Raw genomic sequence first — 13,381 nt, forward strand, 5'->3', positions numbered from 1 at the left:
AATACTTATCTAACTGGATCATGCATTTCATGCAAAACGGCCTGCGCCTGCACAAGGCCAAGACTTAAATACTGGTTAAATTTATAAAGCTTTGCTACATTAATATTTATGCCATGGTTTCAGTAACGAATACAACTCTGGCGGCCCCTTTGAAAAGCGACCCAAGGAAAAACCTGATTTATGACATAAGAACCATTCCAACACTCCAAACTCGGTCGGGACTTACAAACAGATTTAAAAAATAATGTCAAGTTTTTTGTATGCAGTATCAAAGCCCGGAGGAAAATTTTTCATTAGCGCCGTGCGGCATCGATATTTACACATTAAACCGGAAATTGATGATCTCGCCGTCCTGAACAATATACTCCTTGCCCTCGAGACGGAGTTTCCCCTGGCTTCTGACCCCGACGTAGCTGCCGCCGCAGGCGATGAACTCCTCGTAGCCAATAACCTCGGCCTTGATGAACCCCCGTTCGAAATCGTTATGGATGACCCCGGCGGCTTTCGGGGCCTTTGTTCCGGCGGGGATTACCCAGGCCTTGACCTCGTCCTCGCCGACGGTGAAGTAGGAAATCTGGCCGAGGAGGGAGAAAGCGGCTTTAATCACCCGTCCAAAGGCGGCCTCGGCGATGCCAAGCGACTGGAGAAATTCATTGCGTTCTCCAACGGGCAGGGCGATCAGTTCCGCCTCGATTTCACAGCAGATGCCGATGCCGGGAACATCCGTTCCCAATGCCTGCAAAAAGGCAACGGCGACCGATGGATCGTCCTCCGGGGTATTGACGACCACAAGTTCCGGGCGAATTGTCCAGAAGGAAAAGCTCCTCAGGCCGTGCTTCTCTTCATCGGAAAGCGGCAATCCCCGGAGCGGCTTGCCGCCCTCAAGCTGTTCCAGAAGCCTCGGCAGGACCGCGGCGTGCAGGGCATCCTGCGGGGTCATCGGTTTTTTTGCCGTTTTGGCGAGCCGTTCCAGGCGGTTTTCCACGATCAGCAGGTCGGAAAGAATCAGCTCGTCTTCAAGCTTGCGGTAGCGGCCAAGCGCCTCCGCTAGATCAAGCGCGGTGAAGGCGTCAACGATATGGACAAGCCCATCGGCACCGGAGAGGCTCTGACGGACGGCATTCCATGCCTTCTCACCTGCGGCGTTAACATCGCTGAAGGGGATTCTGGCGGGTGAAACCTTGACCGGCGCGAAGATTTCGACCAGCCTCTCGAAGCGTGGGTCGGGCACGGCAGCGAGCCCTCGCACGCAGGTCTCACCGTGCAGATCGCGGCTCTTGACGCCGGTCATGATCTCAAACAGGGTGCTTTTCCCGCTTTGCGGCAGGCCGATAATTCCAATTTCCATTTATTGTTTCCTCAGGCAAAGGCCTTTTATGAACATTAAGCTACGCTCTCAATACGGGCCATCGCCTCTTCCAGCCGTTTATCCGGTACAGTCAGCGAGATGCGGACAAATCCTTCGCCGTACTGCCCATAGGCGGTGCCGGAGGCCACGACAACGGCCGCCTTCTCGAACAGGTGGTTGGTGAATTCAAGAGAACTCATCCCTTGCGGGGTCGGAATCCACAGGTAGAAGGTACCCTTTGGCGGATTGAAGTCTATCCCGATCTTGGCGAGCGTCTGTAAAACCCGTTTGCGTCGGGCAGCGTAGATCTGGAGCATGCGGTCTATGTTTCCGCCTTCGCTTCGCAGCGCTTGAATCCCCGCGAACTGGATCGGGTTGAAGATGCCGGAGTCGGTGTTTTCCTTGACTTTGCTCATCGCGGCAATCAGCTCCCTGTTGCCGATGGCCATGCCGATCCGCCAGCCGGCCATGTTGTAAGGTTTGGAAAGGGAGTTCAGCTCAACGCCCACCTCCTTCGCCCCCGCGGCGGACATGAAGCTCAATCGCTCCTGGCCTGCGAAGACAACCTCGCTGTACGGGTTGTCGTAGCAAACGGCGATGTTGTTTTTCTTCGCGAAGATGACCAGTTTATCAAAAAAGTCACGGGTCGCGCAGGCCCCTGTCGGGTTATTCGGATAGTTCAAAAACATCCCCCGGGCCTTTTGCAGCACATCTCCGGGTATTTCCTCAAAGACGGGCAGATATCCATTTTCCGGCCGGATAGGAACACTCCAGGGAATGCCGCCTCCCAGCAGGATGCTTGCCCGGTAAGCCGGGTATCCGGGATCGGTCATCAGCACAATGTCCCCGGGGTTTATGCAGGCCATGATAAAATGGTGACAACCCTCCTTGGAACCGATGAGACCAAGTATCTCAGTCGCCGGGTCAAGGCTGACATCATATCGCTTCTTGTACCAGGAGGCGACCTCCTGGCGAAAGGCGAACATCCCCTTCTCCTCGTCCGTCGGATAGCGGTGGTTCTCCGGGTCGCGAGCCTGAAGGCAGAGCTCCGCGATGATCGCCTCTGGGGTCGGCTCGACCGGATCCCCGATCGCGAGGCTGATCACGTCAACGCCGGCCGCCTTGGCGGCGGCGATCTTTTTCCTCAATTCCATAAACAGATAAGGCGGTATTTTTGTCAAACGCTCGGCAATCTGCACGCTCATTCCCCCTTCCTCCATGCTTCATCCCACAGTTTTCCCTGATATACGACAGTGACCTTTCCCTCTAAATAAACATCCGTAAAGCCGTCGTTTGTCTTTTTAAAGTATATTGTCAGTATTTCGCCGCTCTTGACATGGACCGCAACCGGCGACTGGACGAACCCCTTGCGGGCGGCGATCAGGGCCGAGGCTACGGAGCCGGTTCCACAGGCGAGGGTTTCATTCTCGACGCCCCGCTCATAAGTCCGCACCCGGAGCGTGTGGTCGTCAACAATCAGGACAAAATTGGCGTTAGTCCCGGCTGGCTGGTAATGGGCATGCCGGCGTATTTCCCGTCCGACATGAAAGACGTCGAACTGATCAATATCTTCTATAAAATGAATCGCATGGGGGACTCCGGTATCCACGCTGTGGATGGCAATGTCGCTTCCTCCCACCTTGATCTGGTCATCCATCGCCAGGCTGTGCGGGGCGGTCAGGTGAATCTTGGCGACATCATTTTTTACCTCGGCATCAATGACGCCTGCAATCGTTTCAAAGGACATCCGCGCTCCGGCGATTCCCTTGAGGAAGGCAAAGCGCGCGGCGCAGCGCCCTCCGTTGCCGCACATCGCCGCTTCCGAACCATCGGCGTTGAAAAAACGCCAACGGAAATCGACCTTGTCGGAAGGTTCGATCACAATAAGGCCGTCCGCTCCAACGGAAACCTGCCGCGCACAGACGGTTTTTGCAAAGGAAGCCAGCTCTCCGACCTGAAGATTTCTGTCCATATTGTCGATAAATATGAAATCATTGCCGCTGCCGCTTAGCTTATAAAATTCAATCATCAGAACCTTTCTGTACGAGCGGTTCGCGAACCGCCCCTACCCAAACGATCAATCCGACTCCTCTTCCGCTCTCGGGATTGCTGTGGGCAGGTTTTCCGGGAGGATCGTCTCGACGCCATCGGGGGTTGTCCCTTCGAGGAAACACTCATAGATCACATCCTTGCCCGATCCTTGAGCCGGCAAACCGGTTTTTTGCCTGACCTTGACGAAAACGATTCCCTCCGGGGCGGGAAATTGCTCGGCAGGCGATTCTTCCAGAGCCTTTTGTGCAAAATAGAGCCAGATCGGCGCCGCCGCCCGGCCACCCACCTCCTGTCGCGCCATCGATCTTTCCTGATCGAATCCCACCCATGCCCCTGCAACCAGCGACGGGGTGAAGCCAAGGAACCAGGCGTCGCGGGTATCGTCGGTTGTTCCGGTTTTTCCGGCAACCGGTCTTCCGAGCTTCTTTATCATCTGCGCCGTACCACTTTCAACAACATCCTGCATGACCCATGTCGTCATGAACGCGATCCGCGGGTCCATCACCTGTTCAGACTTTGGCTGGGTCTCTTCAAAGACATGTCCGGTGCGATCGACGATCTTTTTGATGAAGAAGGGCTGAACCCGCTGCCCCCCGTTGGCAAGCACGCCGTAAGCCTGGACAAGTTCCTGCAGGGTAACGCCGGCGGTGCCGAGGGCCAGTGAGAGGTTGCGTGCCAGGGGCGAGGTTATTCCCATGTTTTTAGCATAGGCAATCGCATAATCCACCCCTATTTCTTCCAGAATCTTGATCGAGATGATGTTCCGGGAATGGATCAAGCCATTGTGCAAAGTCGTCGGTCCGAGAAATTTCCGGTCAAAATTTTGAGGCGTCCACACCCCATCCGGCTGCTGGGGATCGGGATAGACGATCGGGGAATCAACGATAACCGTGGAGGGCGTCATTCCCTTGTCGAAGGCGGCGGTGTAGATCAGCGGTTTAAAAGCCGAACCCGGCTGGCGCCTGGACTGAGTCGCCCGGTTGAACTCGCTGTGTTGGAAATTACGTCCTCCCACCATCGCCAGCACGGCGCCTGTTTTCGGATTCATCGCGTACAGGGAACCCTGAAGCTCCCCTTTTTTGTAGCCTTCCCGCTCTTCTACTTCACTTACACCGCGTTCAACGGCATCTCGCGCCGCCATCTGCATCTTGATGTCGAGCGTTGTGTAAACCTCCAGACCTTCCTTGTAAAGGACGTCTCCGCCGTATTTTTCCAGGATGTAGCGGCGAATGTTTTCGATGAAATAAGCGGCGATCTTGTCTTTTGGCTTTATCGAGCGCAACCGCACCTTTGTCGCCAGCGCCCGGTCCCGCTCTTTGGCCGTTATGTATCCATCCTCCAGCATCCTGTCGAGGACGTAGGCCTGCCGCTGGTAAGATTTATCAGGGTGCAGGTAGGGGGAATAAGCACTGGGCGCCTTTGGAAGTCCGGCCAGGATCGCGACTTCGGCAAGCGTCAGCTCTTTTGCGCTTTTCCCGAAATATCCCTGGGAGGCCGCCTCTATCCCGTAGGTCCCGTGGCCGAGATAGATATGGTTCAAATAGAGGGTGATAATCTCCTCTTTGGTCAGATATTTTTCAATCTTGAGGGCGAGGAGCGCCTCCCTGATCTTGCGCGTGTAGCTCTTCTCCGGGGAGAGGTAAAGCAGTTTTGCCACCTGCTGGGTAATAGTGCTTCCCCCTTGGACGATGTGTCCCGCCCGGACATTCTTGAAAAAAGCCCGAAACAGGCTCTGCGTGTCGAAGCCGCCATGCTGGAAAAAACGCGAGTCTTCGGCGGCGATAAAGGCCTGGATAGCTATCTTCGGGATATCCTCGTACTTGACAACCTTGCGGTCCTCGAGAAAAAACTCGTCGATCAGTTCGTTGTTGTCCGCATAGACCCTGGTCGTGATGCTCGGGCGGTAATCCTTCAGGGCTGCAATACTGGGCAGCTCCTGCAGCAGCGCGAAATATACCAGACTGCTTCCCGCGAGGGCGGCGCCTACGAAAAGCACTATAAAAGCAATAACGGCGATCCCCAGAAGGGAGCGGCGCGAGGCTGAGCGCTTCTTCTTTGGCAGGGTGGAATGTCTAATCGTCATGATTGGTCGGCTTCCTCGTTTTCGGCTTCTTCGGGGGATGATTTTTTCTTGCCGGCGAATTTTGTCAGAACAATGCTGACCTCGTAGAGAATCAGGAGCGGACCTGCCATTAGAATCTGACTGATTGCGTCCGGAGAAGGTGTGAGAACGGCGGCGGCAATAAAAATAATCAGAATGGCATAGCGCCGCTGCTTTGCCAGCATTTTTGAGTTGACGATCCCGATCTTGGCAAGAAAAAACAGGAATACCGGCATCTCGAAACTGAGACCGAAGGCAAGCAGAAATTTAAGCGTCAAACTCAGATATTCACGGAACGAGATCATCGGCTTTAAAAAGTCTGTCGAAAAGCTGACAAAAAAACGAAAGGCCGGCGGCAGGGCAATAAAATAACCGAACAGCACCCCGCCGGCGAAAAGCAGTGAGGAGAAGAAGACAAACGGAACGACCGCCCGTTTCTCTTTTTTGTAAAGCCCGGGAGAGATGAAGCGCCAGATCTCGAACAGGGTATAGGGGGCAGTCAGCAGCAGAGAGGCAAAAAGGGCGATCTTCATGTGGATGAAGAATGCCTCTGGAAGTCCCGTGAAGATCATCGAACTTTGCGCCGGCATCGCCTCGACCAGCGGCTTGGTGATTACCTTGAAAGACCAGTCCTTAAACAGATAGCAGACCCCGAAGCCGATGGCGACAACGATCAGCACCCGGATCAGGCGCGCCTTCAGCTCTTCGAGATGCGAGGTCAGGGGCAGTTTTTCTTCTTCTGAATTTTCCGTTTCCATAGATTTATCGGTAAAAAAATGTTTAGAGGCGCCGTCGGAAGGCTATACATGAGGTTTGCGTTCGTCGCCTTTGGGGGAATTCTTTTTATCCTCGGCCGCGGTAGAATCGGGAGCGGCGTTTTTTGTCTCTTCCTTGCCACCATGTTCCTTGCCACCATGAAGCAGGGCATCTTTTATGCCGTCCATGTCCTTTTTCAGCTCGTCGGTTTTCAGCGTCTCCTTGATCGTTTCCGTTGCGCCGTCGGCCGCCCTGCGAAATTCGGAAAGCCCTTTTCCCAATGCTTTGGCAATATCCGGCAGCTTCTTGGGACCAACCACAAGCAGGGCGACTACCGCGATTACCAACAACTCCGGCATACCAATACCAAACATGACCGCACCTCTAACGAATCTAACATCCCTTTATTGCGGGACCATGAAAATTCCCAAACGCATTTTCCCGAGGCGCTTATAACCGCAGCAGGAAAATTTTGTCAATATCTTTTCCGGGGTTGTAATTTTATAGAGTTGCCGCTTCGTCCCGGATATTTATCGGCGAAAAGAGTTTGACAGCGGGCAGCCTCCTATATTACTAATGGCCGCGTTTCTTCCGGGAGCGGTAATGTTCAGGAATGAGCCAGAAACCTTTTCTGACGTTCTCCCTGTCGTTCGTGTTTTAACCCCGACATATGTTCCGGCGGTTGTACATGAGCTTTTCCCCGGAAGCGGCCTGAAAAACTTGACCGGCAGCAAAGGAGCCAGATGGCAAAAAATACCGGAATCGTCAAGAATGCGCAATATGTGCGGCACGGCGGCGTCTTTAGCCAGCCCGAGTCTCCCGAGCGGCTGAGCGCCATCTACGATATGCTCGAAAATCCAGATATGTCATGGAAATTCAACAACATCGATGCGCGATACGCCACGCGCAGAGAACTGGAGATGGTGCATCTCCCCTCGTATATCGATGCTATCGCCGCTACGGCCGGGAAAAACCTGACAATGCTCGATCCCGACACCGCCGCAACCGCCGACACGTTTGATGCGGCAAGACTGGCCGCAGGCGGGTTTATCGCCGCCATTGACAGCGTTGTTTCTGGAGAGACGGACAACGCCTTCGCTATGGTGCGACCGCCCGGTCATCATGCGGCAGCAAATGCGGCGGCTGGTTTTTGCATCTTCAATAACATTGCCATCGGGGCCAGATACGCCCTGGATCGGCTGGGGATGAAACGGGTATTGATCGTGGACTGGGATCTCCATCACGGCAATGGCACCCAGCAGGCCTTCTACGAAGATGACAATGTGTTGTATTTTTCGACGCATCAGTCTCCTGCCTATCCGTGGACGGGCCGCCCGGAGGAAACCGGAAAGGGGGAGGGCGCCGGCTATACGATCAACGTTCCTCTGCGGCCCGGTGCGGGTGATGCCATGTACATACGCGTCTTTCAAGATATTCTTCTGCCGGTAGCCCATAAATTCCGCCCGGAGATTATCCTGGTTTCGGCAGGGTTCGACCCCTATGAAGGCGATCCGCTCGGAGAGATGAAGGTGACGCCGGCGGGATTTGCCGGCCTTGCCCGGATTCTGCTCGATCTGGCGGAAGAGGTTTGCGGCGGCCGCGTTGTGGCGGCGCTGGAGGGCGGGTATAACGTCTTGGGGTTGGTAAAGTGCGTCCGGGCGGTTTTACTGGAGTTTCTGGGAGAAACCCGGGCCACGCAAGAAGCGGTGGCGCGTCTTGCGAGCAAGGCCGATTTGGATAACGAACCGGCAATAGAAAACGTGCGGAAGCTGCAAGCGGCATATTGGCCGATTTTGAATGGATAACGCCATCAATGTCTTATCCCGGCAATCCGCGTTGCCATAGCGCAAGGTCAGGAGATTGGGAAGCCTTCGGCAGCGGCGCCGCAATCGCTTGATCAGTTTGTCGTATCGCCAATAAATTTGCCTTGACAAAAGATTGGTTGGAAGGCATATCGACGGCGGCTTAGCGATTTGAAGGAGCAAGTATTTGATAACATTTTCCGAAGCGGAATTGAGGGCTAAGGTTGTTAAGGCGATGGGCCATCCCGTGCGGATGATGGTCATCGGATTTATCCTGGATGGTGAACGCTCCTTTTCCGAAATATTCAAATTATTCAATTTGGATAAATCCACTATTTCCAAACATCTGCTTGTTCTGAAAGAATCAGGCATCATTTCTTCACGGAAAGTCGGCAGGGAAATGATCTATAGACTCGAAGAGACATGTGTGGCGAATTTCTTTTCATGTGCGACGGCCGTTGTTCAGAACAAGGTGGAGAAGCAATTGGAGGGGCTGAAGAGATAATTTTTTTTACGTTATGTTGGCAAATTTGCCAATCAACCTTTTGCGGGTAAGCGTCTATAGAACTGAAAAGACAGTCCAAGAGAAGAAGGGGGGTGAAGGCGGGCACTTTGTAACGTCAGGAGGAAAATCCATCAATGATATGAGGAGGAGGTATGTATAAAGACATGTTGAAAAATGGCAAAATGCGTTTGGTTTCATTGTTAGGTGCGATAGCAATAGTTTTTTTTGTTCTCTGGGGCTGCGGCGGTGGGACATCAAGTTATGATGCTGTCAATTACGACCCGGTGTTGACAAAAACCGCCAATGCGTTAGTCGATGCCACAACATTGAAGGGCTGGATGGATCAGGGGCTTGTACAGGGAGTGTCTTCTCCATTCGTTGCAGGTGAAAAAGTCGTTATCCTTGATTACAAGGATGCAACGGCCTATGCCAGTGGTCACATTCCGGGTGCCGTCAGGGTGGACGGCGGCGAACTGCTGCTTACCCGTCTCGAAGGCGTTGCGGAAATGGGGTCGCTTGTCACTGACGGTCCGCATATGGATGCAATTATACAAAGGGCCGGCATCGATGCAAATACAACAATTGTTTTCACAAGCTCCAGTGTTTCCAACGCAACCAGAGCATATGCCACATTCCGCTATTGGGGATTCCCTAAGAGCCGGTTGAAAGTGCTCGATGGGGTCGATACCGTCTGGAAGGCTGCAAATCCAATGAGTCTGGCCACCCCGACTATAAAGCCCTCCAGTTATTGCGTTACGCCGAACGGCGTCAATCGCGTCCAGACGCAGCTTCGCGCTTCGCTGGGCGAAATGATGCATGCAGTTCAGAATTATGATGGGACGAAACACGCCATCATCGACGATCTGAGCAATCCGGCGAACGGCCTGGCAGTGCCGGTGACTTCGACTTCCACCTGGTCGGGGAATATTTACAAGGGGATTCCCGGATCGACATCGGGGTTACTTCCCTATGCAGTCAGCGCCACGACGGAATATGTGGTTTTTGAAGGACATATGAAAAATGCCGTAAATTTGTACGCTACGAACATGTATGCTGGCAACGTATTCTTCCCCGCAGACGATGGCACTCCCGCCAGCCTCAAAAGCAAGTTCAACGCCGTCGGGATGGACGAGACAAAAACCGCTTATATCTACTGCCGCGCTGGCAACTTCGCGACGATTGAATTCTTTGCCCTGGATGGCATCTTGAACTGGAACGTCGTATGGTATGACGGTTCCTGGGGACAGTGGGCGCTCATGGCGGACAAGAAGGGCGGCAAACTAAAAGCGGGATCGATCTGGTCAACATACCCGCTCAGCGTTTCCGATCCCGTGCCGAACACTACCGATACGCTTCTGCCGAAATATGTAAGGGATGCGGTTGACGGAGTCACCTACAACACGGACAACACACCGGTCGGAAGTGCCGTAAAATATCCGATACAGCCTTTGCCCTATTACATTAATCTGGATGTCTTTACCTCGGTCACCGATCCGGCGGCAAACCAGATAGAAGCGACGGACAAGGCTTACAAAAGCCCGCTTAGCTCACCCTCGGGCGGTTCTTCCGGCGGTTCCTCCGGCGGCGGCTGCTAAAAGGAAGGCTATGGATTGAGTCTGCTCGTGAAAAGAAAAAATTAAAACAACCTAATAAAAGGAGAACCCTATGCCAAAAAACAGAATAACAGCAAAACTCGCAGCAGTTGTCCTTGGTGTGGCGCTGCTCGCCGGGACCGCCTATGCCGGTCCGCAAGTGAAGTTCGGGCCGAAAGATGAAGGTCTGCTGCAACTCGACTACAAGGGGCAATTGCAGATGACCATGCGCGACAATGGTTCCGGGACCAACAAGGAATCTGCCACCTATGATTTCAACTTTCGCCGCAACCGCCTGGCTCTCATGGGCAAATATGGCGAGCTGATAAGCATTTATGTGCAGACGGAGTACACCGAGCATCAGGATCTTGGCACGCTCACTGTAAGCGATACCGACAGCGGTTACGAGTTTCAGATGCTCGACGCGGTAGTGCGGTTCAACTTCGCTGATGCGTTCAAGGTGAACGCCGGCAAGTTCAAATACAACCTTTCGCGTGAAAACCTGGAAGCATGTGAAATGCCTCTTACCCTCGATCGGTCTCTCTTCATCCGCGCCCCCTATGTGACCACCCGTGACAAGGGTATCGCGATCTGGGGGAACCTGTTTGATGACATGTTCCAGTATCGGGCCGATGTCATGGAGGGGAGAAATGCCACTACCGCGGCCGCTCCCCAGCCGGAATCGAGTTTCCGGTATTCGGTGCGCGGCCATGTGACGCTTCTGGATCCGGAAAACGACTATGGCTATAAAGGGACCTATCTGGGGAATAAACAGGTTCTGACCATCGGCGCCGCCTATCAGTTTGAACCAGACGTCGCTTATGCGGATACCGTTGCCAAAACCGACGCGAAGGATTACAAGGCGTGGACGGCCGACATCTTTTTTGAATACCCCATAGAGAATTTTGGCACGGTTACCGCTTCCGCCGCCTATGAGGATATCGATCTCGGCAACGCATACAAGGGTTTTAATCCCGATCCAGATACGATTGGATTAAAGGGGGAGAAGAACGGTTTTTACGTAAAGGCCGGCTACATGCTGCCGAATACCCCGCTGCAGTTCTTTGCCAGATATGAAAAGTGGGCGTTTGCAAACCTGAATGGCATTGTCGACCAGGAGGTGGAATGGTACGGTGGAGGCTTCAATTACTACATCCGGGGCCAGAACCTGAAGATCACGCTTGAAGCGAGCAATACAAGTTTTGACAAGGGGACCGGGACCAGCGCCGACAGTACCGAAAGTTTTATGACTTTCGTCGCGCAGCTTCAGGTTATCTTCTAAGAAAAAAAGATCATATCCATACGCCAGGCCGCATAATTTCGAATACGGCGGCTTGGCGTATCAAAACACTAAATGAAAAGGAGGATAAGATGTCCGGAAGAATCAGGATCGGGATTATGGCGTTTTTGCTGGTTGTTTTAATGTCGGCATCGGCGATTGCGGCGGAGAAAATTAACTGCAAGGTTGCGAAGGTATCCGGGGACAAGGTTACCGTGGCAATCGAGGGAGCGGTTCCCCCGTGGGTGAAGAGCGGGGCTACGGTTATCGGCGGCGGCGGCGCCCCGAAGATTGTTTCAATGAAGGGCAATGAAGTTGTTCTGCGCTTCAGCAGAGCCAAGGCTGCCAAAATCAAGGTTGACTCAACGATTTCCCTGGAAGAGTCGTCTGGGGATGAGCTTCAGGGCTGCTGATTCTAAAGAGGGGGGCGACCGCACTTTCGCGTGTAAGGAGCTTTCAACATGCGGTTGTCTTCCCTAAAACAGGTTAGAGAGAGGTGGGTATGATAAAAATACCAATGAAAGGTCTGCTGTTGGCGGTTATAGGGATCATCGCCTTCGCTTCTCTTTCGTTTGCGGAAAAGGCCGGGATCGGTTGGAAAGAAACCATCGTCGCCAAATCCGGAAAGGCAAAGAGCGTTGCAGAGCTGGCAAAGATGTATGATTCGAGCTCGTGCGTTGAATGTCACAAGGAGCAGCATGACGAGGCTCAGAAGTCTATTCATTCGCGCTCGATTTTCGGCACGGCGCGTACAGCGATGACGATCATGAGCTCTATTGAAAATGGCTGGATGGAACAGCCTTATTCGGGGGTGAAGAGTCCGAAAGATGTGAAGGTGGAGCATCTGATGGGATGTGCGAAGTGCCATCTGCCGCAGCTTGCGGACGCCGAGGACTCGGTTGCCCAGGAGATTGTTACGTCTCTTTACCGCTGGAAAGACGCTCTGAAGAGGAAGGACAAGGAGACGGCGCAGAAGGAAGAAGCCAAACTGAAGAGCGTTTCCATTAACTGTCTTGTCTGCCATAACCGTAACGCCATCACCCATAAATGGCAGGATGGCTATCCGAAGGCGGGCGTTGTTTACGGCTCGAAGGATGGGGATCATCCCTCGGATGCTTTTCCGAAGATGGCAGTCAGTCCCATTATGAAAGAGGCGATTCAGTGCGGCCAGTGCCACGGGCTCGGCCCGAATTTCGAGCTGGACGAACCGACCCAGTGCTGCACTTCTTACGGCAGCTATCTTTGGTCGTACAAATCCGAGGTGGGACAAGAGTCCTGTCAGGGTTGCCACATGGAAAAGAGCAAGCTCGGTCATAATATCCAGGGATATAGGGACCCGGCGATGATTAAGGATGCGGTCGACTTCAAGGTCGAGGCATTCGGATACTACTGGCGCGACATAACCGACCTTGTTCCGAAGGTTGTGGTGAAGGTGGAGATGATCAACCGGTCGGGACACTCCATCCCCGATGGGTGACCGACCCCCAACCGACTGGTTCTGTCGGTAATTGCAACAACGAAGGATGGCGAAGAGGTTTTCAATCAGGAAAAGGTTTACATGCCGGTGCCGCAGCAATTGGCCCGGGGGGACCGGATGGGACGAGGCCCTTATGAAAAGAGCGGGATAATCGAGGATACTGGTCTCCCTCCCGGCAAGGCTGTTCATGAGCGTTTCGATATTCTTTATCCGTTCGGCGATGTAAAGGAGAACGGGAAGACGGTCAATAAACAGCTGGCGCACGATCTGAATGTCGAAGTGAAGCTCTGGTACCTTCCGTTCGGGTCGATGAATTCGAATGCGTTTCTCTGGCGTGAATTCAAAAAGACCGTCAGCGTCAGCACGAAAGGGAAATAGCAGACACGGGGACAGTTAAGTCCGGTGTCGGACAACAGCAAGCAGTTGAAAGCGACCGACGGGGGGAAATCCCGTCGGTTCTTTTTTGAGA

At 53.5% G+C, this 13,381-nt stretch carries 13 protein-coding genes; 7 read left to right on the forward strand and 6 right to left on the reverse strand.

The window, feature by feature from the left end:
• Positions 1 to 316: 316 nt before the first annotated feature.
• From M0P74_07490 to tatB, 6 genes are read right to left on the reverse strand one after another with little or no spacing between them, the layout of a single operon-like run.
• A complete protein-coding gene (locus M0P74_07490) occupies positions 317 to 1,348 on the reverse strand; it encodes a YchF family ATPase (GenBank protein MCK9363424.1) in 1,032 nt (343 codons plus the stop codon).
• Between the two features lie 35 nt (positions 1,349 to 1,383).
• Positions 1,384 to 2,553 carry an LL-diaminopimelate aminotransferase gene (locus M0P74_07495; GenBank protein MCK9363425.1) on the reverse strand — a complete coding sequence of 390 codons (1,170 nt, stop codon included), beginning with the start codon at positions 2,551 to 2,553 and terminating at the stop codon, positions 1,384 to 1,386.
• A complete protein-coding gene (gene dapF / locus M0P74_07500) occupies positions 2,550 to 3,377 on the reverse strand; it encodes a diaminopimelate epimerase (protein MCK9363426.1) in 828 nt (275 codons plus the stop codon). Before dapF ends, M0P74_07495 begins: the two co-directional genes overlap by 4 nt.
• A 48-nt stretch (positions 3,378 to 3,425) precedes the next feature.
• Positions 3,426 to 5,483 (reverse strand): PBP1A family penicillin-binding protein, encoded by a 2,058-nt coding sequence (locus M0P74_07505; GenBank protein MCK9363427.1) that lies wholly within the window; start codon positions 5,481 to 5,483, stop codon positions 3,426 to 3,428.
• Positions 5,480 to 6,259 carry a twin-arginine translocase subunit TatC gene (tatC, locus tag M0P74_07510; protein MCK9363428.1) on the reverse strand — a complete coding sequence of 260 codons (780 nt, stop codon included), beginning with the start codon at positions 6,257 to 6,259 and terminating at the stop codon, positions 5,480 to 5,482. Before tatC ends, M0P74_07505 begins: the two co-directional genes overlap by 4 nt.
• Before the next feature lie 42 nt (positions 6,260 to 6,301).
• Positions 6,302 to 6,631, reverse strand: coding sequence for a Sec-independent protein translocase protein TatB (gene tatB / locus M0P74_07515; protein MCK9363429.1), 330 nt, complete (start codon positions 6,629 to 6,631; stop codon positions 6,302 to 6,304).
• A gap of 369 nt (positions 6,632 to 7,000) precedes the next feature.
• Between tatB and M0P74_07520 the strand changes: the two genes are divergently transcribed.
• The 7 genes from M0P74_07520 (at position 7,001) to M0P74_07550 (ending at position 13,290) form a co-directional block, all read left to right on the forward strand.
• Positions 7,001 to 8,062 carry a histone deacetylase gene (locus tag M0P74_07520; GenBank protein MCK9363430.1) on the forward strand — a complete coding sequence of 354 codons (1,062 nt, stop codon included), beginning with the start codon at positions 7,001 to 7,003 and terminating at the stop codon, positions 8,060 to 8,062.
• Positions 8,063 to 8,246: 184 nt separating this feature from the next.
• Positions 8,247 to 8,564: a metalloregulator ArsR/SmtB family transcription factor gene (locus M0P74_07525; GenBank protein ID MCK9363431.1), complete on the forward strand. Its 318-nt coding sequence runs from the start codon at positions 8,247 to 8,249 to the stop codon at positions 8,562 to 8,564.
• A 152-nt stretch (positions 8,565 to 8,716) separates the two neighbouring features.
• Entirely contained in the window at positions 8,717 to 10,159 is a 1,443-nt protein-coding gene (locus M0P74_07530) for a rhodanese-like domain-containing protein (GenBank protein MCK9363432.1), read from the forward strand.
• Between the two features lie 70 nt (positions 10,160 to 10,229).
• A complete protein-coding gene (locus tag M0P74_07535; protein MCK9363433.1) occupies positions 10,230 to 11,438 on the forward strand; it encodes an OprO/OprP family phosphate-selective porin in 1,209 nt (402 codons plus the stop codon).
• An 89-nt stretch (positions 11,439 to 11,527) separates the two neighbouring features.
• Complete coding sequence (locus M0P74_07540; GenBank protein ID MCK9363434.1) at positions 11,528 to 11,848, forward strand: hypothetical protein; 321 nt, start codon at positions 11,528 to 11,530, stop codon at positions 11,846 to 11,848.
• 89 nt (positions 11,849 to 11,937) lie between these two features.
• Entirely contained in the window at positions 11,938 to 12,912 is a 975-nt protein-coding gene (locus M0P74_07545) for a hypothetical protein (protein MCK9363435.1), read from the forward strand.
• An 81-nt stretch (positions 12,913 to 12,993) separates the two neighbouring features.
• Positions 12,994 to 13,290: a hypothetical protein gene (locus tag M0P74_07550; GenBank protein ID MCK9363436.1), complete on the forward strand. Its 297-nt coding sequence runs from the start codon at positions 12,994 to 12,996 to the stop codon at positions 13,288 to 13,290.
• Positions 13,291 to 13,381: the final 91 nt, after the last annotated feature.

It is taken from the genome of Syntrophales bacterium, assembly GCA_023229765.1.
Classification (GTDB): domain Bacteria; phylum Desulfobacterota; class Syntrophia; order Syntrophales; family UBA5619; genus DYTH01.

Excerpts from the sequence above, each read along its gene's own strand:
- M0P74_07545 (MCK9363435.1), top strand. The coding sequence starts at position 11,938 with ATGATAAAAATACCAATGAAAGGTCTGCTGTTGGCGGTTATAGGGATC.
- tatB (MCK9363429.1), bottom strand. The coding sequence starts at position 6,631 with ATGTTTGGTATTGGTATGCCGGAGTTGTTGGTAATCGCGGTAGTCGCC.
- M0P74_07550 (MCK9363436.1), top strand. The coding sequence starts at position 12,994 with ATGCCGGTGCCGCAGCAATTGGCCCGGGGGGACCGGATGGGACGAGGC.
- dapF (MCK9363426.1), bottom strand. The coding sequence starts at position 3,377 with ATGATTGAATTTTATAAGCTAAGCGGCAGCGGCAATGATTTCATATTT.
- M0P74_07495 (MCK9363425.1), bottom strand. The coding sequence starts at position 2,553 with ATGAGCGTGCAGATTGCCGAGCGTTTGACAAAAATACCGCCTTATCTG.
- M0P74_07540 (MCK9363434.1), top strand. The coding sequence starts at position 11,528 with ATGTCCGGAAGAATCAGGATCGGGATTATGGCGTTTTTGCTGGTTGTT.
- M0P74_07530 (MCK9363432.1), top strand. The coding sequence starts at position 8,717 with ATGTATAAAGACATGTTGAAAAATGGCAAAATGCGTTTGGTTTCATTG.
- M0P74_07505 (MCK9363427.1), bottom strand. The coding sequence starts at position 5,483 with ATGACGATTAGACATTCCACCCTGCCAAAGAAGAAGCGCTCAGCCTCG.
- M0P74_07490 (MCK9363424.1), bottom strand. The coding sequence starts at position 1,348 with ATGGAAATTGGAATTATCGGCCTGCCGCAAAGCGGGAAAAGCACCCTG.
- M0P74_07535 (MCK9363433.1), top strand. The coding sequence starts at position 10,230 with ATGCCAAAAAACAGAATAACAGCAAAACTCGCAGCAGTTGTCCTTGGT.
- M0P74_07520 (MCK9363430.1), top strand. The coding sequence starts at position 7,001 with ATGGCAAAAAATACCGGAATCGTCAAGAATGCGCAATATGTGCGGCAC.
- tatC (MCK9363428.1), bottom strand. The coding sequence starts at position 6,259 with ATGGAAACGGAAAATTCAGAAGAAGAAAAACTGCCCCTGACCTCGCAT.